General features: G+C 70.7%; 22 protein-coding genes, 1 tRNA gene and 1 other RNA gene. 13 read left to right on the top strand and 11 right to left on the bottom strand.

Going from position 1 to position 21,639, the window contains the following annotated elements; genetic code table 11:
* Positions 1–8 precede the first annotated feature (8 nt).
* Together OED52_RS01400 and OED52_RS01395 are read left to right on the top strand one after the other, a co-directional pair.
* Positions 9–569 carry a DUF2231 domain-containing protein gene (locus OED52_RS01400; RefSeq protein ID WP_264152934.1) on the top strand — a complete coding sequence of 187 codons (561 nt, stop codon included), beginning with the start codon at positions 9–11 and terminating at the stop codon, positions 567–569.
* 174 nt (positions 570–743) lie between these two features.
* On the top strand, positions 744–1,004 hold the full coding sequence (locus OED52_RS01395) for a DUF2254 domain-containing protein (protein ID WP_264152933.1): 261 nt from the start codon (positions 744–746) through the stop codon (positions 1,002–1,004).
* Here the strand turns inward: OED52_RS01395 and OED52_RS01390 are convergent.
* Positions 987–1,394 (bottom strand): hypothetical protein, encoded by a 408-nt coding sequence (locus OED52_RS01390; protein WP_264152932.1) that lies wholly within the window; start codon positions 1,392–1,394, stop codon positions 987–989. The two genes, OED52_RS01395 and OED52_RS01390, sit on opposite strands and share 18 nt — an antisense overlap.
* Before the next feature lie 131 nt (positions 1,395–1,525).
* On the bottom strand, positions 1,526–3,760 hold the full coding sequence (locus tag OED52_RS01385; protein WP_264152931.1) for a DNA polymerase III subunit gamma and tau: 2,235 nt from the start codon (positions 3,758–3,760) through the stop codon (positions 1,526–1,528).
* Positions 3,761–3,914: 154 nt separating this feature from the next.
* On the opposite strand from OED52_RS01385, the gene OED52_RS01380 reads away from it, so the two are divergent.
* Complete coding sequence (locus OED52_RS01380) at positions 3,915–4,583, top strand: PadR family transcriptional regulator (RefSeq protein WP_264152930.1); 669 nt, start codon at positions 3,915–3,917, stop codon at positions 4,581–4,583.
* 18 nt (positions 4,584–4,601) lie between these two features.
* On the opposite strand, the gene OED52_RS01375 is transcribed toward OED52_RS01380, so the two are convergent.
* Positions 4,602–5,291 (bottom strand): GntR family transcriptional regulator, encoded by a 690-nt coding sequence (locus OED52_RS01375; RefSeq protein ID WP_264152929.1) that lies wholly within the window; start codon positions 5,289–5,291, stop codon positions 4,602–4,604.
* Positions 5,292–5,414: 123 nt separating this feature from the next.
* On the opposite strand from OED52_RS01375, the gene OED52_RS01370 reads away from it, so the two are divergent.
* The 3 genes from OED52_RS01370 to OED52_RS01360 are packed head-to-tail and all read left to right on the top strand — an operon-like array spanning position 5,415 to position 8,323.
* On the top strand, positions 5,415–6,311 hold the full coding sequence (locus tag OED52_RS01370; protein ID WP_264152928.1) for a sulfurtransferase: 897 nt from the start codon (positions 5,415–5,417) through the stop codon (positions 6,309–6,311).
* Between the two features lie 60 nt (positions 6,312–6,371).
* Complete coding sequence (gene thiM, locus OED52_RS01365) at positions 6,372–7,217, top strand: hydroxyethylthiazole kinase (protein WP_264152927.1); 846 nt, start codon at positions 6,372–6,374, stop codon at positions 7,215–7,217.
* A complete protein-coding gene (locus OED52_RS01360; protein ID WP_264152926.1) occupies positions 7,217–8,323 on the top strand; it encodes an LLM class flavin-dependent oxidoreductase in 1,107 nt (368 codons plus the stop codon). Before thiM ends, OED52_RS01360 begins: the two co-directional genes overlap by 1 nt.
* A 24-nt stretch (positions 8,324–8,347) precedes the next feature.
* Here the strand turns inward: OED52_RS01360 and OED52_RS01355 are convergent, their stop codons facing one another.
* The 5 genes from OED52_RS01355 to ffs all read right to left on the bottom strand — a co-directional run bounded on the left by OED52_RS01355 (position 8,348) and on the right by ffs (position 12,840).
* The gene (locus OED52_RS01355; RefSeq protein ID WP_264152925.1) at positions 8,348–9,079 is read right to left on the bottom strand and encodes a S1 family peptidase; all 732 of its coding nucleotides are present in this window, start codon (positions 9,077–9,079) and stop codon (positions 8,348–8,350) included.
* A 44-nt stretch (positions 9,080–9,123) separates the two neighbouring features.
* The gene (locus OED52_RS01350) at positions 9,124–9,705 is read right to left on the bottom strand and encodes an HhH-GPD-type base excision DNA repair protein (RefSeq protein ID WP_264152924.1); all 582 of its coding nucleotides are present in this window, start codon (positions 9,703–9,705) and stop codon (positions 9,124–9,126) included.
* Positions 9,706–9,757: 52 nt separating this feature from the next.
* Positions 9,758–11,188 (bottom strand): hypothetical protein, encoded by a 1,431-nt coding sequence (locus tag OED52_RS01345; RefSeq protein ID WP_264152923.1) that lies wholly within the window; start codon positions 11,186–11,188, stop codon positions 9,758–9,760.
* 217 nt (positions 11,189–11,405) lie between these two features.
* A complete protein-coding gene (locus OED52_RS01340) occupies positions 11,406–12,698 on the bottom strand; it encodes an aminotransferase class I/II-fold pyridoxal phosphate-dependent enzyme (RefSeq protein WP_318841899.1) in 1,293 nt (430 codons plus the stop codon).
* A 47-nt stretch (positions 12,699–12,745) separates the two neighbouring features.
* Positions 12,746–12,840: signal recognition particle sRNA small type (gene ffs / locus OED52_RS01335), an RNA gene on the bottom strand.
* Between the two features lie 151 nt (positions 12,841–12,991).
* On the opposite strand from ffs, the gene OED52_RS01330 reads away from it, so the two are divergent.
* A tRNA-Ser gene (locus tag OED52_RS01330) sits at positions 12,992–13,079 on the top strand.
* 71 nt (positions 13,080–13,150) lie between these two features.
* Here the strand turns inward: OED52_RS01330 and OED52_RS01325 are convergent.
* Entirely contained in the window at positions 13,151–14,224 is a 1,074-nt protein-coding gene (locus OED52_RS01325) for a GmrSD restriction endonuclease domain-containing protein (protein ID WP_264152922.1), read from the bottom strand.
* A gap of 155 nt (positions 14,225–14,379) precedes the next feature.
* Here OED52_RS01325 and OED52_RS01320 point away from each other — a divergent pair, with 155 nt between their 5' ends.
* Together OED52_RS01320 and OED52_RS01315 are read left to right on the top strand one after the other, a co-directional pair.
* Positions 14,380–15,045: a YoaK family protein gene (locus OED52_RS01320; RefSeq protein WP_264152921.1), complete on the top strand. Its 666-nt coding sequence runs from the start codon at positions 14,380–14,382 to the stop codon at positions 15,043–15,045.
* 78 nt (positions 15,046–15,123) lie between these two features.
* The gene (locus tag OED52_RS01315; protein WP_264152920.1) at positions 15,124–15,708 is read left to right on the top strand and encodes a TetR/AcrR family transcriptional regulator; all 585 of its coding nucleotides are present in this window, start codon (positions 15,124–15,126) and stop codon (positions 15,706–15,708) included.
* A gap of 13 nt (positions 15,709–15,721) precedes the next feature.
* Here OED52_RS01315 and OED52_RS01310 read toward each other — a convergent pair whose 3' ends face one another.
* Positions 15,722–16,459, bottom strand: a complete 738-nt coding sequence (locus tag OED52_RS01310; RefSeq protein ID WP_264152919.1) for a 3-hydroxybutyrate dehydrogenase — start codon at positions 16,457–16,459, stop codon at positions 15,722–15,724.
* Positions 16,456–17,841: an MFS transporter gene (locus OED52_RS01305; protein ID WP_264152918.1), complete on the bottom strand. Its 1,386-nt coding sequence runs from the start codon at positions 17,839–17,841 to the stop codon at positions 16,456–16,458. The genes OED52_RS01310 and OED52_RS01305 overlap by 4 nt, the downstream gene beginning before the upstream one ends.
* A gap of 123 nt (positions 17,842–17,964) precedes the next feature.
* Here OED52_RS01305 and OED52_RS01300 point away from each other — a divergent pair, with 123 nt between their 5' ends.
* The 4 genes from OED52_RS01300 (at position 17,965) to OED52_RS01285 (ending at position 21,562) form a co-directional block, all read left to right on the top strand.
* Complete coding sequence (locus OED52_RS01300) at positions 17,965–18,891, top strand: LysR family transcriptional regulator (RefSeq protein WP_264152917.1); 927 nt, start codon at positions 17,965–17,967, stop codon at positions 18,889–18,891.
* 9 nt (positions 18,892–18,900) lie between these two features.
* On the top strand, positions 18,901–19,818 hold the full coding sequence (gluQRS, locus tag OED52_RS01295; protein WP_264152916.1) for a tRNA glutamyl-Q(34) synthetase GluQRS: 918 nt from the start codon (positions 18,901–18,903) through the stop codon (positions 19,816–19,818).
* Between the two features lie 134 nt (positions 19,819–19,952).
* Entirely contained in the window at positions 19,953–20,876 is a 924-nt protein-coding gene (locus OED52_RS01290) for a hypothetical protein (RefSeq protein WP_264152915.1), read from the top strand.
* Between the two features lie 95 nt (positions 20,877–20,971).
* Positions 20,972–21,562, top strand: a complete 591-nt coding sequence (locus OED52_RS01285; protein WP_264152914.1) for an RDD family protein — start codon at positions 20,972–20,974, stop codon at positions 21,560–21,562.
* Positions 21,563–21,639 lie beyond the last annotated feature (77 nt).

Genomic DNA, 21,639 nt, shown 5'->3' with positions numbered 1-21,639 from the left:
CCCCCGTCATGAACGTGCATCGAATTCTGCGCGCCGTCGAATCCCTCGACCGGGTGGACGGCCCCGCCGCGGCCGTCGCCCGCACCGTCCGGGGGCTGCTCGAGGGACGGAAGGTGGACGGGCTGCTGCGCGGGTCCTGGCTGGGTCACCCGGTCCATCCCGTGCTGGTCACGGTGCCCATCGGGATGTGGAGCGGGGCGCTGCTGCTCGACCTGATGCGCGGGCAGCGGGACGCCTCGCGGCGTCTCGTGGGCATCGGTCTGCTCGCCGCCCTCCCGACGGTGGTGACCGGCTACGCCGACTTCTCCGCCCTGCAGGACGTCCGCCAACGGCGGGTCGGGGCGGTGCACGCCGTCTCGAACGCGGTGGCGATCGACTGCTTCCTGACGTCCTATGTGCTCCGCACCCGCGGATCCGATCGGGCCGCCACGCTGTGGGGTCTGCTCGATATGGGAGCGGTCGGTGCGGGTGGGGCGCTCGGCGGTCACCTGTCCTACGCCCAGGGCGGCGGGGTGTTCCGCTGGCAGGCCGGTCCCGAGGCGGACGCCGCGGTGCAGGCCGGGGCGTGACCCCAGGACGTCGCCGGTATCCCTCCGCCGTCCCTCGGGACGGCGGAGCGGGTGGGCTCGGGTCAGTGGCGGGTCGTGGCGTCGTCGCTGACCAGCCGGTAGATCACGTAGATCGAGAACCAGGCGATCAGCACGGACACCGCGACGAGCGCGATCTCGTACAGGAGGACGACCATGTCCTCGACCGTACGCTCCCCCTTCCGTTGCCGGGGTGGACTCGGCGGTTCACGGAAACAGGCCGCGGACCGTGACCCGGCGTCCCGCGCCGTTGCCCCCGGTTGCGTCCGTCCGGCGCCGCCCGACGCCGACCGGGTCCGCGCCCGGCTGCCGGCCACGGTGGACATCACCGACGGCCGCACCATGCAGCAGGACTTCGACTTCGGGTTGCGCCGGCTGCTCGACATCGCCCTGCGTGCCTCAGTCCGCGGTCAATGACCCCACGACCGCCGTGGAGGTCGTCCTGCGCCTGGGGAGTCCGATGCGGCGTGGCTCGTCGCTCCGGTGCCGGAGGTGGCCGTGCGCGGCGACGAGGGCCGGGTACCGGTACGTCCCTGGTTGCTCTCCGCCGAGGAGTACATCGAGCACGCCCTCGACGAGATCCGCCGTGTCTGCGCCGATCAGGTGCACGTGGCGATCGCGCTGGTCCGGGTCCTGCGGATGCTCACCGAACACGTCCGCGACGCGGGACGACCCGAACACGTCCCCGTTCTCGAACGCCAGATCCGCATGGTTCTCGACGCGGTGACCGCCCGCACCGATCTGCATCCCGACGATCTCGCCCGCCTGCAGGAGGTCGCGCGGTCGTCCGTGGACCCGGCCGAACACCGCCCGGACCGACGGAACCCGAATACCTCGCCGTGCAAACGGGTATGGCCCCTTGCAAGCCGGGCCCGGTCGGCCGGTAGCCGCGCCCGGTCAGGTGCTGCCGGTTCAGAACTGCAGCCGGCAGCACCGCCCTACTTCTCGTCGAGCGGTTTCGCGCCGAGCACGTCGCGGAGCAGTTCGAGCGCGACCTCCTCGGGATCGCGCCGCGTCGACGGATCGCCCGGCGTCGCGGCCTCCGCGAACATCTCCTCGACTTCCTCCTCCGTCATCTGCGACGGATCGGGTGGCACGTCGTAGTACGGATCCGGTTCGGGGCCGGGATCGTCGGGCAGATCGGGGCCGTCGGGCGGCGGGATGTCGTCCGGGGCGCTCGCCGACGGGCGCGTGAAGGTCGGTGCAGGCGAGGGTTCCGGTTGCTGCCGGGGCGGGCCGGCGGGCGCTTCGGCGGGCGCACTCGGCTCCGCCTTCTTCGCGCGGCTCGGCCGGGAGAACCGCGGCTGGCCGGACGGCCGGTCGCTGCGCTGCGCCTGCTGGGTGCGCGGTTGCGCGGCGGGCGCGGCGGGGCCGTGGACGCAGGTGACCTCGAATTCGATCCCGAACACGTCGCGCAGGGCGTCGGCGATGACCGTCGCGTTGCGCGGGTCTGCGAGCCGCTTCACCAGGGGAGCCGAATCGTGTACCAGCACCACCCGGTTGCCTTCGATCGTGCGGACGGTGGCGCCCGAGAGCATCACCTCGACGGTGCGGCTGCGTTCACGCACCTTGGCGCGCACCTCCGACCACACACCGCGCATCGCCGCGGCGTCGGGTCCGGCCGCAGCAGGTGCCGGGACGGGTTCCTCGGCGGGCGGCGGGGACGCGGGGCGCTGCGGAGCCTTCTCCACGGCGGGCGGCGGCACCTCCTGCGGTGCAGCCTGTTCGGCGACGGGAGCGCTCTCCGGCTCCGGAGCGGGAGCCGGCGGCGTGGGGGCGACGGTCTCGGCAGGCGGAGCGGGCGCGACTTCCTCACGCGGCGCGGGGGTTTCGCTCGGAACCGGTTGCGTGGGTGCCGGTTGCGTGGGTGCCGGTTGAGTGGGTGCCGACTGCGCCTGGGCGGGCTGCGCTTCCGCGGCGCGCCGCTGCGAGGGGCGCTGGAAACGCGCAGCCGGCTCGTCCGGAGAGATCGGCGCCGCCGCGGGATCCGCCGCCGGGCGCGCTCCCGCGGCGGGAGCCACAGTGATGCCCTGTTCGAGTCGCTCGATGCGTTGCAGCACAGCGCTTTCCGCCTCGGACGCGGCGGGGAGCAGCATGCGCGCGCACATCACTTCCAGCAGCAGGCGCGGGGAGGTCGCGCCACGCATCTCGCCGAGTCCGGCGTGCACGATCTCGGCGTAGCGGGTCAGCGCCGCGGGACCGAGCCGGGTCGCCTCGTCGCGCATCCGCTCGAGGACGTCGCCGGGAGCGTCCACGAGGCCGCGTTCGGCGGCGTCGGGCACGGACTTCATGAGGATGAGGTCACGGAACCGCTCGAGCAGGTCGACGGCGAAGCGGCGCGGGTCGTGCCCGGCGTCCATGACCTTCTCGACGGTGCCGAACAGGCCCGCTCCGTCGCCGGCGGCGAGGGAGTCGACGGCTTCGTCGATGAGGGCGACGTCGGTGACGCCGAGCAGGGACAGCGCCCGCTCGTAGGTGACGCCCTCCGGTCCGGCGCCCGCGAGGAGCTGATCCATCACCGACAGCGAGTCGCGGGGCGAGCCCCCGCCCGCGCGGATGACCAGCGGATAGACGGCATCCTCGACCGGGACGCTCTCCTGCGTGCAGATCTTCTCGAGCAGGCCGCGCATCGCCGTGGGGGCGAGCAGACGGAAGGGATAGTGGTGCGTGCGCGACCGGATGGTGGGCAGCACCTTCTCGGGCTCGGTGGTCGCGAACACGAAGATGAGGTGTTCCGGCGGTTCCTCGACGATCTTGAGCAGGGCGTTGAAACCCTGCGTCGTGACCATGTGGGCCTCGTCGATGATGAAGATGCGGTACCGCGACTCGGCGGGCGCGTAGAAGGCGCGGTCGCGCAGTTCGCGGGTGTCGTCGACACCGCCGTGACTCGCGGCGTCGAGTTCGGTGACGTCGAGGTTGCCGGCGCCGCCCGGCCCGAGCGACACGCACGAACGGCAGGTGCCGCAGGGCGTCGAGGTGGGGCCCTGCTCGCAGTTGAGCGAGCGCGCCAGGATGCGGGCGGAGGACGTCTTGCCGCAGCCGCGCGGACCCGAGAAGAGGTAGGCGTGGTTGATGCGGCCCGTGTCGAGTGCCGTGCTGAGGGGCACGGTGACGTGTTCCTGCCCCACCACTTCCGCGAAGGTCGCGGGTCGATACTTCCGGTACAGAGCCACGCGCCGAGCCTACCGGCGGCGACCGACAGGCAGGACGCTCGGTCCACGGAGTTTCCCCGAACCACGCCTTCACGGGATGAGCGTCACCGTACCGTTGACTAAACGATATATCGAGATCTATCTTCAACATATCGACAACAGAGGAGAACGACAGATGCGAAACCACGGACATCCCCACGGCCCCCGTCCCCACAGCACCCGCCGCGACAGGATCGAACGGACTCTTCCCGGCGGCCCCTTCCGGCCGGACGGCCCGCGCCGACGCGGGCCGCACCCCCACGGCGACGGCCCCTTCCCCCATCCCCGCCACGGCGGACCCGGTCATCGGGGCGGCCGGCGCGGACGTGCCCAGCGCGGCGACGTCCGGGCCGCGGTCCTGCGGCTGCTGGCCACCGAACCCATGCACGGCTACCAGCTGATGGAGGCCGTCGCCGAACGCACCGGCGGCGCCTGGCGCCCGAGCCCGGGCGCGATCTACCCCACCCTCTCCCAGCTCGAGGACGAGGGACTCGTCACGGTCGAGAAGGAGGGCGGCCGCAAGCTCGCGTCGCTGACCGAGGCCGGACGCGCCTACCTCGACGACCCGGAGAACGGCGTGGGCGATCCCTTCGCCGGCCACACCCGCGACGCGGCGGGACCCGACCTGCGCGGAGCGCTGCGGGAACTGCAGGACGCGGTGCGCGCGGTGGCGGTGAACGGCACCGACGCCGACGCGGCCGCGGCCCACGCGGTACTGGTCGAGGCCCGGCGGTCCGTCTACCGGATCCTGGCGGGCGACGCCGTCACTCCCGGCGACGGGACCCCCACCACCCCGGAGGACTGACCCCGCGGCCGATCCCGCTCAGCCGCGGGCGAAGAGATGGATGCGCTGCTCGCGGCTGCGTTCGAGGTGCGCCCGCATGTGCTCGCGGGCCGCGGCCTCGTCCCGCGCGCGGAGCGCCTCGAGGATCTGCGCGTGCTCCTCGTTGAGGAGGTCCGGCTCACCGTAGTTGGACGGCGGCCCGGAGTCGTAGATACGCAACTGAGTAGTGAGGCGGACCAGCAGCGCCGTGATGGTGGCGTTGTGGGCTGCCTGCCACAGGGCCTCGTGGAACCGGAAGTTCCCCACCCGGACGGACTCGTCGTCGGCCGCGGAACAACACGAGTCGTGCAGCCGCTCGAGGCGGGCCATGTCCAGATCGGTGTGCCGGATCGCGGCGGCGCCGGCGGCCTCGGATTCGAGCGCGATGCGTGCGGCGTAGATCTCGATCACGTCCTCGGGGGTTCCCGACCGCACCCGGAAGCCGCGCGTCGCGCGCTCGAGCAGCCCGTCGTGCGCGAGCCAGTTGAGGGCCTCGCGGATGGGGGTGCGCGACGCCCCGTAGGTCTCGCTGAGCTGGGTCTCGTGCAGGGCCGTACCCTGCGGGAACTTGCCCGCCAGGATGTCCGAGCGCAGCCGCAGATACTGCTTGGAGGTCTGGTCGTCGCGGCCGGTCGGCGACTCGACGAGAAGCGAGCTCTCCAGGTCCGCCGCAGCGTCCTGCTCGGTCATGTACATCCTCCGATGCGTGTGCGGATACGTGCGCCGATTATGCCATCGTTCACATTCGGATACTTGCGTATACGTTTTTCGTCGTTTAGCGTCGCTTGTCGGAAACGACGAGAGGACGAGGAAGTGCACCAGCCGGCAGCCGCAGACGAACAGGTACTGATCGGCGCCGAGGAACTGGCCCGCGATCTCGACGCCTTCACCGTCCTGCATGCCACCGTGGCCTTCCCGAAGCCGCGCTTCGACGGCGACTACCGGCCCGAATCCGGTCACGGCATCTGGCGCGAGGCCCACATCCCCGGCTCCCTCCACGCCGATCTGCTCGGTGGTTTCAGCGCACCGAACGCCCGCCTGCACTTCACCCGCCCCACCCCCGACGCCCTCGCCGCGGCCCTCGCCGAGCTCGGCGTGACCCCCGACGCCGAGATCGTCGTCTACGACGAGGGCGGCACCACCTGGGCGTCGCGTCTGTGGTGGATGCTGCGCAACATCGGTGTCCGGGCCCGCGTGCTCGACGGTGGCTTCGCCCGCTGGACCGCCCTGGGTCTGCCCGTCGAGACCGGCGACACGCCCGCGCGTCCGGCCGCCCCGGTCCGCACCGGACCGACCGACCGCGGCCTGTGGCGCGACCGCGAGGACGTGCTCGCCGTGGTCACCGGGGACGCCCCCGGCAGCCTGGTCTGCGCCCTCGACGCCGAGCAGTTCGCCGGCACCGCGACCACCCGCTACGCCCGCCGCGGCCACATCACCGGCAGCCGCAACCTGCCGGCCAAGAGCCTTCTCGACGAGGGACTGCTGCGCCCGGTCGAACAGGTCGCCGGGCGCGCCGACGCGGTCCTCGCCGGCGCGTCGAAGCCCCTGATCCTGTACTGCGGCGGCGGGGTCTCCGCCTGTCTGCTCGCCCTCGCCCTGGTGCGGGCAGGACACGAGGAGATCACCGTCTACGACGGTTCCCTCGAGGAGTGGACGGCCGATCCCGCCCTGCCGATGACCACGCTCACGGAAGGGGAGGGCGGCTCATGATGCGATGTCCGCGTTCCTGACCCGACCAGGCCCGATTCCCTTCTCCAGACAGGAACTTCCGTGACCACCACCCCCATCGTCGACGAGATCGCCACCACCCTCGACGCGCTCCGCGCGAAGACACCCCTGGTGCACTCGCTGACCAACATCGTCTCGGCGAACTTCCTCACCAACGTGCTGCTCGCCGCCGGCGCCAGCAACGCCCACATCGACAACCCCCACGAGGCAGGCGATTTCGCGCGCATCGCGGGCGGTGTCCTCGTCAACCTCGGCACCCCCTCCGACGAGACGGCCGTCGCCTTCACCCGCGCCGCCGAGGCAGCACACGAGGCCGGCACCCCCTGGGTGCTCGACCCCGTCGGCGTCGGTGGCCTCGCCTGGCGCACCTCGCTCGCCGCCGACCTGCTGCAGTACCGGCCCACCGCGATCCGCGGCAACGCCTCGGAGATCATCGCGCTCGCCGGACTCGGCGGTGACACCCGCGGCGTGGACAGCGCCGACGAGTCGGCCGCCGCCGTTCCCGCCGCGCTCGCCCTGCTCGACCGCGCCGAGGCGGTCTCCGCCTCCGGTCCCGTCGACCATCTCGTCGGCCGCGACCGTGAGGGCGTCCTCGTCGGTCTGCGCATCGCCGGCGGCAGCGCGATGCTGCCCCGCGTGACCTCCACCGGCTGCTCGCTCGGCGGCCTGGTCGCGGCCTATCTCGCCGTCGCCTCCACCCCGCTGATCGGTCTCGCCGCAGCCCACACCCACGTCGCGGTCGCCGCCGAGATCGCCGAGGCGAACTCCTCGGGACCGGGCTCGTTCGCGGTGGCCTATCTCGACGCGCTCTACACGGTGGACGCGGACACGCTGCGTGAGCGCGCCCGCGTCGAGCCGTTCGCACTCCCCACGAAGGACACGAAGTAATGGCGATCAAGACCTTCTGGTACCTCACCCAGGCCGACGGTGACTTCCCCTGGAGCCCCGGCGGGCTCTACCCCGTGGACGGGCAGCGTCAGATCGCGCTGGCGAAGGCCATCGACGAGGGCGGTTTCGACGGCGCGCTCGTCGCCACCTGGCCGAACGACCCGTTCGTCTCGGCGACCTGGGCGGCGGCGCACACCACCCGGATGAAGTTCCTCGTCGCGATCTACGCCAACATGACCCCGGCGCGGCTGCTCGCCGAGAAGGCCCTGACCTTCGACGCGTTCAGCGGCGGCCGGCTGATGATCAACTCGGTCAACGGCCGCGAGAACATCCTCACCAAGTACGACATGAACGTCGAGCACGACCGGCGCTACGAGCTCGGTGAGCAGTACTGGGCGGACTTCCGTCGCATCTACGCCGAGGGCACCGAGTCGAACTTCCCGAACACCCCGCTGCGCATCGATGCCCCGGCGAACCACTCGGTGCCGCTGTGGGGCACCGGCGACTCCCCCGCCGGCCTGCAGAACGCCGGCAAGGTTCTCGACGCCTATCTGGTGATGCTGCGCGAGACCTCCTTCGTGAAGGACAAGTTCACCGTGGCCCGCGACGCCGCAGCCGCCGAGGGACGCGAGTTCACCGACTTCGGTGCTCTCTCCGGTGTGATCGTCCGCCCGACCCGGGGCGAGGCGATGGACCGCTTCCGCGCCCTGTTCGAGAAGGCCGGGATCGAGCAGATCCAGGACGTGCTCGACAAGGCGGTCCGCCGCCGCACGCACGGCAAGCAGGACCTGAAGACCTTCACCGCCCGCGACGCGCAGCGGCAGGGCTGGGTCGACACGATCAACGCCGGCAGGCTGCCGGAACCGGAGGACCTGTATCTCGGCGACGGTCTCTACGCGGGTATCACCGCCTGGTCGCCGCTGGACATCTTCGCGACGGGTTCGTCGGCCGTCTACTACGTCGGCACCCCCGACGAGATCACCGGGCACGTGAGCGCCCTGCGTGACGCGACGGGCCTGACCACTCTCATCCTGGCCGGGTGGCCGCTGATCGATGAGGCGAAGAACGTTGCGGAGCACCTGATTCCGCGTTTCCGCGAACTCTGACGAGCGGGTCGAAGCAGGGGTCGGTCAGGGTTCGACCACGAGACGGAAGCCCGCGCCGACCCCTCCGCGTTCGTCGAGTTCGGCGACGATCCGGTCGGCGCGCTGGTAGATGCCCCACCGCGGAGCCTCCAGCGGGATGTCCGGCAGGGTCGTGTCGTCGAAGCGGTACCCCACCGACAGGCCGATCCACTCCCCGGTGTCGGTGCGCACCAGCGGGCCGCCCGAATCGCCGGGCCGCATGAGCAACGACGACGCCAGCAGGTCCTCGCCGACGAGCACCTCGTCCGCGATCGTGCACGCCACCGACGTGCTGCGGCCCGCGGCGCATTGTCTCCCGACGATCGCTGCGCCGCCGTCGAGACCGCCGATCGAGGTGAGGACGACGCGCTCGTTCCGGTCGTTGGGGGCCGACGTGTTGGAGCCGCGTACCCGGGTCTCGTCGAGCACGAGCACCGCGTAGTCGGCGATCTCGTCGGTGGGCATCCCCAGCAGGTCGATCGATCCGGTGCCGGCGACCTCGGATTCGGTTCCGATCGGTCCGCGATGCTGTTCGTCGACCTTCCAGATCGGCGACGAGCCCGTCTGGCGACAGTGCCCGGCGGTGACGGCGACGAGCCGCCCGCCGGCGTCGTGCCCGATGGCCGCGACCGAGCACCAACCCGGGGCGGGCTCGGCCGAGAAGGTGATGCCGTCGCCGGGACGCAGGACGATCCGGTCGTCCCCTCCCCCGGCCGACGCCGTGCCCGCCGCAAACATCCCGAGAAGTGTGCTCGCACAACCGATCACGAACGCGCGACGCATCACTTCTTCGCAGTCTTGGCGGCCGCCTTCACGGACTTCTTGAACTCGCGCACCTCGCGCAGGGTCTGCTCGTCGACGACGTCGGCGACGGAACGGCGCGAACCCTCCACGCCGTAGTCCCCGGCGGCCTCGCGCCACCCTGCGGGCCGTACCCCGATCTGTTTCCCGAGCAGCGCCAGGAAGATCCGCGCCTTCTGGTCGCCGAAGCCGGGGAGCTTCCTCAGCCGCCGCAGCACTTCCTTGCCGTCGGGGTCGCCGGAGGTCCACAACGCGGCGGTGTCGCCGTCGTACTCGTCGACGATCGCGGCGCACAACGCCTGGATGCGCTGCCCCATCGACTTGGGGAACCGGTGGACGGCCGGCTGCTGCGCGCACACCGCGACGAACTCGTCGGGATCGGCCTCGGCGATGCGGTGCACGTCGAGACCGCCGAGCCGGTCGGCGAGCTTCTTGGGCCCCGCGAACGCGGTCTCCATCGGAACCTGCTGGTCGAGCAGCATGCCGATGAGCAGCGCCAGCGGATTCCCCGCGAGCAGTGCGTCGGCGTCCGGATCTCCGACCAGGTGCAACGTCGATGCCATGGGGACGATCATGCCCTGTGTGCCGCGTCGGTCGCCACGCGTGGACCCGGGGTCAGGGCCTGCGCCACACCCCCACCGCCAGGACGACGCCGAGGGTGAGGGCCACCGCCAGCGCGAGGGCGTGCGCCCAGTGTTCGAACAGGGTGGGCTCGGAGGTGTCGGGCACGGCTGCCAGCGCGGCGAACAGCGCCACCACCGCGATGACCGCACCGGCCGCCGACCAGCCCTGCGCCAGCCGGGTGTGGCGGGCCCCACGCAGTTCGGCACTGCGCAGCATCGCGTGTTCGATGACGTCGACGGCGGTGGCGAGTTCGGCGTCGAGCGTGTCGATCTCGTCGGCGACGCGCCGCGCCAGGAGCGCCCGCAGCTGCGTGGGCCGGGTCCACGAGTGGAGCCGGTCGTCATGGATCGATTCCTTGCGCAGCAGCGTCCGTTCCATCCGGCGGGCCTGCATCGCGGCGATGTCTTCGAGTGCGTCGGCGAGCCGGTCACCGGTGAGACCTTCGGGGCTGCGCAGATGTTCGAGGGTCTTCCAGTAGTCGGCGGAGGCGCGTGCCCGCACGGCCACCCACGGCACGAGCCCGTAGATCATCTCGCCGGTGCCGTGCCCGGCGTCGTCGGTGCCCGGGGCAGTCGCCTCGAGGTCGAACAGCACCGCGCTCGAATCCTCGCGCACCGCGATGGCCGCGCCGGGTTGCACGGGCCGGTCCACCAGCGGGACCCGGTCCCAGCCCCACAGCACACCCCAGGACCGGGCCGCGGCACGGGCGTCGGAGCCGGTGCGGGGACCGTCCACCAGCGAGTGGACCCGCTCCCCGCCGTTCGAGACCACCTCCACGAGCAGGCCCTCGACGATCTCCCGATCACCGACCCCGCGGTGCCGGTGGACGACGAGTTCGCGCACGGGCTTCCAGGTCGCCTGCACGTACAGCTGCCGGCCGAGCCCGGGGAAGAGATCGTCGAGGCTCGCCCGTCCGGCCAGGTCGAAGGGGGCGAGGAACTCGTCGAGCACCGCCTCGAAGCCGGCGCCGTCACGGTTCTGCAGCGGGTCGCTGCGCCAGTCGATCATCGGTGCGCTGTCGTCCGTGAGTGCCTCGAGTGCCAGCACGAGACCGTGGCCGGGCACGTCCCACAGCGACACGCACGCGGCGGGACGTCCGACGAACGGCCGCGCGGAGTACGGGTCCGTGCGCAGCACACCGGTGGGGACCCCGAAGGTGAGCTCCGGCCGTGTGCGGTCGACGACGTGCCGGAACGCGAGCATGCTCGGTGGACGGACACCGTGCCCCGAGTCGGAGTGCTCACGGATGCGGGCGGGCAGGAACGGCTCGGTCCCCCCGACGGCCGGCTCCCGCGGCGGGGGTTCGGGCGCGGCGTCGACGTCGAGCGCCAGGAGGAACACCTTCAGAACACCGACACACCCCGTGACGAAACCGACGGTCGAGACGCCGACTCCGGACTTCGCGAGAGCGCGGTCTGCCATCACACTCACCACTTCCGAACCCGCCGCACCGGCTGCGGCGACCCTGAACCGGCAGTATGTCAGTTCTGCAGGGGAAAGCAATCCGGTGCGGTACGGCGCAGGTGGAGAGACGTGACCAGGGATGACGGAAGTTGTCCACCGTCCGTCCACGTGTTGTGCACAGCTTTGTCCACAGGCTGGGAACAAACTCACATCCCGGCCCTGCGGGGCGGGTGCGCTACTTGTCGGCGAGCAGCTTCTCCGCGGCGGCGAGCAGCACGCAGGTCGCCACGCCGTCCATCGCCTTCTCGAGCTCCCCGAGCGAAGGGAAGCTCGGCGCGAGACGGATGTTCTTGTCCTCGGGGTCCTTCTTGTAGGGGAAGGCCGAGCCGGCGGCGGTGAGGGCGATGCCCGCCTCCTTCGCCAGCGCGATGACCCGGGCGGCGGTGCCCTCGACGACGTCGAGGCTGATGAAGTAACCGCCCTCGGGCTCGGTCCACGAGGCGATCTTCGACGCGCCGAGGCGCTCCTCGAGGATGCGGCGGACCAGCGCGAACTTCGGTGCGAGGATCTCGCGGTGCTTGGCCATGTGGGCCCGCACCCCGTCGGCGTCGCGGAAGAAGCGCAGGTGACGCAGCTGGTTGACCTTGTCCGGGCCGATGGTCTTGATGCCGAGATGCTTCTGGTACCAGGCGAGGTTCTCGGTGGAGCTGCCGAAGAAGCTCACACCCGCACCGGCGAAGGTGATCTTCGAGGTGGACGCGAGCGTGAACACGCGGTTCGGGTGACCGGCCTGCGCGGCCAGACCGAGGATGTCGATCGCGGGCGCGAGGTGCTCGGTGAGCGGGTGCACCGCGTAGGCGTTGTCCCAGAAGATGCGGAAGTCGGGGGCGGCCGTCGGCATCGACACCAGCGCGCGGGCGACCTCCTCGGAGTAGACCGAGCCGGTCGGGTTCGAGTAGGTCGGCACGGCCCACATGCCCTTGATCTGCGGGTCGTTCGCGACGAGATCGGCGATCAGCCGCACGTCGGGGCCGTCCTCACGCAGCGGCACGGGGATCATCTCGATGCCGAGATGCTCGGTGATCGCGAAGTGCCGGTCGTAGCCGGGGGCGGGGCACAGGAACTTGACGACCGGTTCCTGCGACCACGGACGCGACGAGTCGACGGTGCCGTGGAGCAGCGACCACACGACGAGGTCGTGCATGATCTCGAGGCTCGCGTTGTTGCCGGCGATCAGGTTGTCGACCGGGATGTTGAGCAGCTCGGCGAAGATGGCGCGCAGCTCGGGCAAGCCGGTGAGGCCGCCGTAGTTGCGGGTGTCGGTGCCGTTGCCGTCGCGGTAGTCGCCTTCACCCGGCAGCGACAGCAGCTCCGCGGAGAGGTCGAGCTGCTCGGGCGAGGGCTTGCCGCGGGTCAGGTCCAGCGTCAGCTTCTCCGACTTCAACCGTTCGTAGTTGGCGGACTGGCGCTCGTGCTCTGCAACGAGTTCCTCATGGCTCATCAACCCGAACTGGGTCTGCGTAGGCATGCGGAGGGACCTTTCACCGTGCACGGCGACACGGGCATCGGCGGAATTTAAGAGGACCCCGCGCACCCGGCAGAGCCCGTTGACCCTTGCTGCCTTCCGGCCCTGGGGGAGTTCACAGGATGCACGCCGCGCGGGATCCATCGGCAAGTGTAGAGGAAGGCGGGTCCCCGCGGCGAACCCACCCCTCCGGCAGCCCACCGACACCCCTGCGACACCCCTCACAACAGCCCCGGATTTGCGACATGACCTCACCGTTTGGCAACTTCGCCCGATCATTCGGTATGCTTCCCCACGGAGGATTCGCCTAGTGGCCTATGGCGCTCGCCTGGAACGCGGGTTGGGTTAACGCCCTCAGGGGTTCAAATCCCCTATCCTCCGCCACGGAAAGCCCCGTGGGACGCACAGTCCCACGGGGCTTTCCGCATTTCCGGGCCCCTTCTGCGGGTGCCGGACTATTCGCAGGCGATGCCGTCGCCGTCCCCGTCCAGCTTCGCGCGGTAGCCCGGTTGCCCGGCGTACAGCGGGGCGGCGCCCGCCGCCCTCGCGGCCTTGCAGTTCGGGTAGTACTCCCCTTCCGGAGCCGGAGCCGGAGCCGGAGCCGGCGCGGGCGGCTGCGTCGTCGCGGCGGGTACCGGGGCGGGTGCTGGCGGCACGGGCACCGGGGACGGGGCCGTGAGGGTGGTGGAGCGCACGGTCGTCGTCGGGACGGCCACGGCGGGAGTGGCGGCGCCGCAGTCGGTGAGGACCCGCACCATCGCATCGTGCTCGGCCTGCGTCACCCACAGCCCGTAGATCGCCTTGACCTCGATCTGCCGCGCGACGTAGGTGCAGCGGTAGGCCCGGTTCGGGGGCAGCCAGGTGGCGGCGTCGCCGTCGCTCTTCTGCTGGTTGGTGGGCCCGTCGACCGCCTGCAGGTTGCGCGGGTCGTTCGCGAGGTCGATGCGGGTGCCGGCGTCGAGCTGCTGGGCACCCTTCTGCCAGGCGTCCGAGAGCGCGACGATGTGGTCGATCTGGACCGCCGACGAGGTGTCCGGTCCGCGGGTGAACTCGATGGTCTTGCCGGTGTAGGCGTCGTGCAGGATCCCGGACTCGACGGTGCAGTCGCGGGTGCCGGGCCGGAAGACGATGTCGACGAGGTCGCGACGCAGGATGTCGTTGCGGGTGTCGCAGCCGTTGCCGCCGAACTCCACCCGCACGTCGTCGGTCCAGGCCGGCCCGAACTGGTCACGGCTGTACCCGGTCCTGGGAGCGCGTCCCTTGACCGGCAGGGTCTCCAGCTGCGCGAGGGCCGCCGACATCGCCGACGGGTCCGCGGGAGCGGCCCCACCGTCCGTCGTCGGATCGGCGGTGGTGGTCGTGGGGGCGGTCGTCGACGTGGTGGTCGCGGTAGGGGCGGACGTCACGACCGGCGAAGGTGGCGAGGGTGCCGCCTCCTCCTCCGGGGCGTCGCACCCCACGAGGGCGAGACCTGCGACCGTCGCCACGGCGAGCGTGCGCAACCGGGACGGGAAAGGGGAGAACGACATCGACGAAGAACTCCTGAGAACGGGGGTCGGTGCTCCCTGGTCATCGCCCCCGAGACTCGGCCCTGTTACAGACCACAATCCGCAACCCCGAGTGTGTCGAAGTCCACGCCGCCCGGCACCCGACACCGTGACGTGCGGTTCCTAGGATCGATCGCGTGGTCGGATACGGGAAGCAACTCCAGGGTGTCGCGATCGCGCTCTCGTCACTGGCCGGTTTCGTCGACGCTTTGGGTTTCATCACACTCGGCGGAGTGTTCGTGTCGTTCATGAGCGGCAACTCCACCCGCCTTGCCGTCGGCGCGTCGCAGAGCGCGTGGGGCACGGTCGGTCTGATCGGCGGGATCATCGCCGTGTTCGTGCTCGGTGTGATCCTCGGCAGTGTCGTCGCCGAGCTCACCGACCACGACCGGCGCACGCGCAAGACCGCGGTGCTCGTGACCGTGACAGCCCTGCTCACAGTGGGCGCGGTGAGCGAATTCCTGGGCTGGACCGCGGTGGCGGTGATCGCTATGACCCTCGCGATGGGCACCGAGAACTCGGTGTTCCGCCGCGGGGGTGAGACGACCGTGGCCCTGACCTACATGACCGGTGCGCTGGTGAAGATCGGGCAGCGTGTCGCCGCGGCCTTCTTCGGCGGGCCGCGCTGGAGCTGGCTGCCCTATCTGGGCCTGTGGGGCGGGCTGATGACCGGCGCCGTGATCGGCGCGTTCGCCCATCAGGCCATCGGGCTGCACGCCCTGTGGATCGCGGCGGCCTTCGCGGCGGCGCTGACGGTCGCGGTCAGACTGCTCCCCTCCGATGCCCTCGCCACCGACGCCTGACGGCCCACTGCCCGGAAGGGGACAAAACGACCATCCCCGTACGCTCGTACGCTGGGTAGCTCGGCTACGGTGCATCACATGCGGACGCGTCCCTACGCCACCACCAGCCCCACGAGGCTCGCTGCGGCACTCCTCGAGGTGGCCGCACGCAGCGGTCTCGACGCGGCCAGCGTGCGCGAGGTCGCGAACGAGGCGGGAGTGTCGATCGGTGCGGTACAGCACCACTTCCCCACCAAGGACGAGATGCTCGCGTTCTCGTTCCGCACCCTCGCGGACCGGGTCCTGAACCGGCTGAGCAACGTCGACCCGGACATCGATCCGGGACGCACCCTGTTCGCGGCACTCAGCCAGCTGCTGCCGCTCGACGAGACGCGCGGCAACGAGGTCCACGTGATGTCGGCGTTCACCGTGCGGGCGGTGACCTCCCCGTCGCTGAGCGCCGTCCGCAGCGCCACCCTGTTCACGATCCGCACCGGCATCTCCCGCCTGCTGCTCGAGGCCGGCACACCCGACGCGGAGACCCGCGCGGCGTTGCTGCTCGCCGCGGTCAACGGACTCGCGCTCGACGCTGCGGCGAGCCCCGAGCTGTATCCGCGCGAGTACCTCACCCACGCCCTGCACACGCAGGTCCAGCTCGCGCTCGCCGGCGCCGACGTGCACTGACCCGCCCCCGGGACTACCGGGCCGACCAGCCGCCGTCCATCGTGTACGACGCGCCGGTCACCATGCCCGCCTCGTCGGAGGCCAGCCAGGCGACGAGCGAGGCAACCTCCTCCGGTTCGACCATCCGCGGCACGGCCTGGCCGGTGAGCAGCACCTCGGACAGCACCCGGTCCTCCGGGATACCGTGCACACGGGACTGTTCGGCGATCTGCCGCTCGACCAGCGGGGTGCGCACGTAGCCGGGGTTGACGCAGTTGCTCGTCACGCCCTTCGGCCCGCCCTCGAGCGCGACCACCTTGGACAGCCCTTCGAGACCGTGCTTGGCGGTGACGTAGCCGGCCTTGAACGCCGAGGCGCGCAGGCCGTGCACCGACGAGACGTTGACGATGCGGCCGAATCCCCGCTCGTACATCCCGGGCAGCGCCGCCTTCACGAGCAGGAAGGGCGCCTCCACCATGAGGGTCTGGATGCGGCGGAAGTCCGCGAGCGCGAAGTCCTCCACGGGCCGGACCACCTGGATGCCGGCGTTGTTGACGAGGACGTCGACGTCGAGACGGAGCCCGTCGAGCCCGTCGGTGTCGAGCAGGTCCACGCCCCAGGCCTCCCCGCCGATCTCGTGGGCGACGGCCTTGGCGGCGACCTCGTCGACGTCGGCGACGGTGACGTGCATCCCGGCGTCGGCGAGGGTCCGGGCGCAGGCCGCGCCGATCCCGCCGGCGCCGCCGGTCACGAGTGCGCGGCGGGCTCTCATGCCGACACCCGATCGGTGACGGTCTTCTCCCGGGCGACGGCCTCGGCGTCGGCGGCGTCGATGTCGCGCAGCGAGACACCCTTGGTCTCGCGGGCGACGACCACCGCGACGATCGTCACGAGCGACGACGCGAGCAGGTAGAAGGAGATCGGCACCGACGACGCGTAGCGGCTGAGCAGCGCGGTCGCGATGATCGGCGCGAGCGACCCGGCGACGATCGAGGTGACCTGGTAGCCCAGGGAGACACCCGAGTACCGCATGCGGGTCGGGAACATCTCCGCCATGATCGCGGGCTGCCCGGCGTACATGAAGGAGTGGAAGACCAGGCCGATGACGATGGCCGCGACGATCAGCGCGCTGTTGGCGGTGTCCATCATCGGGAAGGCGAGGAAACCCCACGCCCCCGCGGTGACGGCGCCGATCATGTAGACGGGCCTGCGTCCCAGGCGGTCCGAGAGCCGCCCGACCACCGGGATCACCAGGAAGTGCACCGCGTGCGCGGCGAGCATCCACCACAGGATGTGGCTGGTGTCGGCGTGGACGACGACCTTCAGGTAGGTGATGGAGAAGGTGACGACGAGGTAGTACATGACGTTCTCGGCGAACCGAAGGCCCATCGCGGTGAAGACGCCGCGCGGGTAACGCTTGAGCACCTCGAAGACGTTGAAGGAGGTCTCCTTCAGTTTCTCGGCCTCCTGCTGCGCCTCGAGGAAGATCGGGGCGTCGGTGACCTTGGTGCGGATGTAGTAGCCGATCAGCACGATGACGGCCGAGAACCAGAACGCGACGCGCCAGCCCCACGACAGGAAGGCCGATTCGGGCAGCGTCGTGGTGAGCACGAGCAGGACGACCGTGGCGATGAGGTTGCCCATCGGCACACCGGCCTGCGGCCACGAGGCCCAGAATCCGCGCGACCGGTCGGGACTGTGCTCGGCGACCAGCAGCACCGCGCCACCCCATTCGCCGCCGACCGCGAAGCCCTGGACGAACCGGAGCGTCACGAGCAGCGCCGGGGCCCAGTATCCGATGGCACCGAAGGTCGGCAGGCAGCCCATGAGGAAGGTCGCGACGCCGACCATGATGATGCTGGTCTGCAGCAGTTGCTTGCGGCCGAAGCGGTCTCCGAAGTGCCCGAAGACGATGCCGCCGAGGGGCCGGGCGACGAAGCCGACCGCGTAGGTGACGAAGGCCGCGATGATCGCGTCGAGCTCGTTGCCGCCCTCGGGGAAGAAGATCTTCGAGAAGACGAGGGTGGCGGCGGTGCCGTAGAGGAAGAACTCGTACCACTCGACGACGGTGCCCGCCATGGACGCACCGACGACCCTCCGCAGGGCGGAGGACGAACTCTCCGGCCCGTCCGTTCGTGCCTGATCGACGCTCATCCCTGCACCCTCCCGACCTCGTCTGTGATGGGGACCACTCGCAATCGCATACGCCGAGTATCCGTGCGCACATCTGCGTAAACAATGACGCGATTCGCAGAGCAGATCTGCAAAACTGCACACATGAACGTTCCGTCGGCCGACGACCTCCTCGTCCTGCTCGCCGTGGGCCGCAGCGGCCGGTTCACCAGCGCCGCCGACGAGCTCGGCGTCAACCACACGACCATCTCGCGGCGCATCGCCGCCCTCGAGCGCAGCCTCGGCGGGCGCGTGCTCACCCGCTCCGCCGGCGGATGGGAGCTGACCGACCTCGGCCGGGACGCGCTCGCCGCCGCCGAACGCATCGAGTCCGCGATCCGCGGTCTCGGCAATCCCGGCGGCCAGCGCCGCCTCGAGGGTGTGGTCCGGGTGTCGGCCACCGACGGGTTCAGCGCCTACATCGCCGCCCCGGCCGGTGCGCTCGTCCGGCAGCGGCATCCGGGGATCACCGTGGAGATCGTCGCGACCACCCGGCGCGCGTCGCAGCAGCGTTCCGGGATGGACGTCGAGGTGGTCGTGGGGCAGCCGCAGGTGCACCGCGCCGAGGCGCACCGCCTCGCCGACTACACCCTCGGCCTGTACGCCTCGCGGGAGTACCTCGCCGCGCACGGCAGCCCCGCCTCGGTGCGCGACCTGCGCAACCACCGGCTGGTCTACTTCATCGACTCGATGCTGCAGGTCGACGACCTCGACGCCGCGCGTCGGCTCGCCCCGGCCATGCAGGACTCGGTGAGCTCGACGAACGTGTTCGTGCACGTCGAGGCGACCCGCGCGGCGGCGGGGCTGGGACTGCTGCCCTGTTTCATGGCCGACCGGCACCCCGATCTGGTCCGTCTCCTGCCGACCGAGGTCGAGGCGCGGCTCACCTACTGGCTGGTCGCGCGGACGGAGACGTTGCGCCGCCCGGAGGTGGGCGCGGTCGTCACCGCGATCCGGGAGGTCGCCCACGCGCAGCGGGCGGCGTTGCTGGGCAGACCCGCCGGTGACGGTGCGCCGGCGTCCGCTCGTTAGAGTTCACGGGTGTCGATTTCGGACGAGGACGTGGCCGGAGCGGGTCGTTTCGCGCCCAGCCCCTCGGGCGATCTGCACCTCGGCAATCTGCGCACCGCGGTCCTGGCGTGGCTGTTCGCGCGGTCCACGAACCGCCGGTTCCTCGTGCGTGTCGAGGACCTCGACCGGGTGCGGCCCGGTGCCGAGCAGCGTCAGCTCGCCGATCTCGAGGCCCTCGGCCTGGTCTGGGACGACCGGGTGGTGCACCAGTCCCGCCGCACCCGCCTGTACGACGAGGCGATCGACCGTCTGCACGACGCGGGCCTGACCTACGAGTGCTACTGCACGCGCCGCGAGATCCTCGAGGCGACCTCCGCTCCCCACGCGCCGGCGGGCGCCTATCCGGGCACCTGCCGTGATCTGACCGAGGCCCAGCGGGCGGAGAAACGCGAGTCGGGCCGGGCACCCGCGATCCGGCTGCGGGCCACCGAGGAGTGGTACACCATCCACGACCTGCTGCACGGCGACTTCACCGGCATCGTCGACGACCTCGTCCTGCGCCGCAACGACGGCAAGCCCGCCTACAACCTGGCCGTCGTCGTCGACGACGCCGCGCAGGGCATCGACCAGGTGGTACGCGGCGACGACCTGCTCACCTCCGCCCCGCGGCAGGCCTATCTGGCCCACCTGCTCGGCCTGCCGGTGCCGGTCTACGCCCACGTCCCGCTGGCGCTCAACGCCGAGGGCAAACGCCTCGCCAAGCGCGACGGTGCCGTGACGATGGCCGACCGGATCGCGCTCGGAGACACCCCGGCCGACGTGCTCGGCACGATCGCGGTGTCGCTGCGTCTGGCGGACCCGGGTGAGCCCGTCTCGATGCAGTTGCTGCTGGACCGCTGGAATCCCGTGCGGCTGCCCCGCGACCCCTGGGTGTTCGTCCCGTCCTGAGAATCGGACAATCCGTTCAGCGGTTCCGATTCGGAACGGGGCGCTCCGACGGTCGTGTCAAGGGTGCAGATCCGGTGTGGTGCACGTACTCTCCCCTGGAAGACAAGATCAGACCTACCGGCGAGAGGCACTTCATGACCACCGGCGGCTCCGACCCGAACCAGGACCCCAAGAATCCGGGTGGCTATCCCCCGCCCGGCAACTACCCCCCGCCCTCGGGTGGTAGCTACCCGCCGCCCTCCGGTGGCAGCTACCCGCCTCCGGGCAACTACCCTCCGCCGCAGTCCGGCGGATACACCCCGCCGCCTTCCGGGGGCAGCTACCCGCCGCCGCCCGGTAACTACCCGCCTCCGCCTGGGGCGTACGGGGCGAGCGGGGCGTACGGCGCGGGCGGCTACGGTCCGGCGCCGACGAGCCGGCTGAGCGTGGGTGATGCACTCTCCTACGGCTGGGCCAAGTTCAGCGGCAACGCCGGTGTGTGGATCCTGTTCATGGTTGCGGCCTTCATCATCCAGGCCCTGATCAGCGGCATTTTCAACGGTTTCGATTTCACGCCCGACGACAACGGTTTCAGCGCCTCGTTCTCGGCGACCAACGCGATCGGCACCGTCGTCACGACCATCGTCGGCTACCTGATCCAGGCCGCCTTCGTGCGCGGGGCGCTGGCCGAGACGGACGGACAGAAGCCCGCCTTCGGCACGTTCCTGCAGATCGGCCCCATCGGCGCCGTGATCGTCGCGGGTCTTCTCGTGGGTATCGGCACCACGATCGGCCTGTTCCTGTGCATCATCCCCGGCCTGGCGTTCGCCTTCCTGACCTGGTGGACGATGCAGTTCGTCATCGACCGCAACCAGGACGCGGTCACCGCGATCAAGTCGAGCTTCAACGCGATCAAGTCGAACGCCGGCACGCTGCTGCTGCTGGCCCTCGCGCTGCTCGGCATCAACCTGGTCGGTGCCCTGCTGTGCGGTCTCGGCCTGCTGGTCAGCGTCCCGGTCTCGATCATCGCCGTCACCTATGCCTACCGCGTCACCACCGGCGGTCCGGTCGCTCCCTGACCTGCTCGTCGACACAACCGAATACGGCAACGCGCCACGGCACTCTGTACCGTGGCGCGTTGCCGTATTCGATCATGAACAGGAGGCGAGACGATTTGACGACGGACGGATACCCACCACCTCCGCAGAACCCCCACCTCCCGGACGGGCCCGGGTACGGTGCGCCGCAGGGTGGCCCCTACGGCTTTCCCGGCCAGGGCTTCGGCGACCGGGGATTCGGCGACCAGGGATTCGGTGGCAGGACTCCCGCCGGGCTGCTGCCACGCCTGGGCGCACGCATGCTCGATTCGCTCGTGGTGGGTCTCCCGATGGGACTTCTCACCTTCGTGGTGGCCCTCTCGACGCACAGCTTCGTCTACGACCTCCTGATGTCGGCGCTGACGGGTGCCGTCGCGTTCGGGTACTGGACGTACTTCGAGTCGACTCGGGGAACGACGCCCGGGAAGAAGCTCCTCGGCCTGTCGGTCGTCGCACCCGATGGGGGCCGTCCCACCTTCGAGCAGGCCGCCAAGCGCAATGCGTTCGAGGCGCTGCAGATCCTCACAGGTGTCCCGCTCCTGGGATGGGTGGCGGACCTGATCTATCTGATCGTCTGCATCGGAATCGCCGTCACCATCGGGCAGAACCCGAGCAGACAGGGATTCCACGACGTCTTCGCAGGCGGCACGCGGGTCGTCAGGTCCTGACCCGCACCCACGAACGGGCTCCGTCCTCGGACGGGGCCCGTTCGTCGTGTATGCGAAGTTCGCAGCGTACGGAGGGT

It is taken from the genome of Rhodococcus sp. Z13, from assembly GCF_025837095.1.
GTDB classification, from domain to species: Bacteria; Actinomycetota; Actinomycetes; order Mycobacteriales; family Mycobacteriaceae; genus Rhodococcus; species Rhodococcus sacchari.
Note: the sequence above shows the minus strand (reverse complement) of the source record. Positions and strands in the feature narration are given on the sequence as shown.

What these genes read in the sequence shown, in the direction of transcription:
- OED52_RS01360 (WP_264152926.1), top strand. Translation starts at nt 7,217, where the DNA reads ATGGCGATCAAGACCTTCTGGTACCTCACCCAGGCCGACGGTGACTTC.
- OED52_RS01305 (WP_264152918.1), bottom strand. Translation starts at nt 17,841, where the DNA reads ATGAGCGTCGATCAGGCACGAACGGACGGGCCGGAGAGTTCGTCCTCC.
- OED52_RS01300 (WP_264152917.1), top strand. Translation starts at nt 17,965, where the DNA reads ATGAACGTTCCGTCGGCCGACGACCTCCTCGTCCTGCTCGCCGTGGGC.
- OED52_RS01400 (WP_264152934.1), top strand. Translation starts at nt 9, where the DNA reads ATGAACGTGCATCGAATTCTGCGCGCCGTCGAATCCCTCGACCGGGTG.
- OED52_RS01340 (WP_318841899.1), bottom strand. Translation starts at nt 12,698, where the DNA reads ATGCCTACGCAGACCCAGTTCGGGTTGATGAGCCATGAGGAACTCGTT.
- OED52_RS01290 (WP_264152915.1), top strand. Translation starts at nt 19,953, where the DNA reads ATGACCACCGGCGGCTCCGACCCGAACCAGGACCCCAAGAATCCGGGT.
- OED52_RS01325 (WP_264152922.1), bottom strand. Translation starts at nt 14,224, where the DNA reads ATGTCGTTCTCCCCTTTCCCGTCCCGGTTGCGCACGCTCGCCGTGGCG.
- OED52_RS01395 (WP_264152933.1), top strand. Translation starts at nt 744, where the DNA reads ATGTCCTCGACCGTACGCTCCCCCTTCCGTTGCCGGGGTGGACTCGGC.
- OED52_RS01345 (WP_264152923.1), bottom strand. Translation starts at nt 11,188, where the DNA reads ATGGCAGACCGCGCTCTCGCGAAGTCCGGAGTCGGCGTCTCGACCGTC.
- OED52_RS01310 (WP_264152919.1), bottom strand. Translation starts at nt 16,459, where the DNA reads ATGAGAGCCCGCCGCGCACTCGTGACCGGCGGCGCCGGCGGGATCGGC.
- OED52_RS01355 (WP_264152925.1), bottom strand. Translation starts at nt 9,079, where the DNA reads ATGTTTGCGGCGGGCACGGCGTCGGCCGGGGGAGGGGACGACCGGATC.
- OED52_RS01350 (WP_264152924.1), bottom strand. Translation starts at nt 9,705, where the DNA reads ATGGCATCGACGTTGCACCTGGTCGGAGATCCGGACGCCGACGCACTG.
- OED52_RS01315 (WP_264152920.1), top strand. Translation starts at nt 15,124, where the DNA reads ATGCGGACGCGTCCCTACGCCACCACCAGCCCCACGAGGCTCGCTGCG.
- OED52_RS01380 (WP_264152930.1), top strand. Translation starts at nt 3,915, where the DNA reads ATGCGAAACCACGGACATCCCCACGGCCCCCGTCCCCACAGCACCCGC.
- OED52_RS01375 (WP_264152929.1), bottom strand. Translation starts at nt 5,291, where the DNA reads ATGACCGAGCAGGACGCTGCGGCGGACCTGGAGAGCTCGCTTCTCGTC.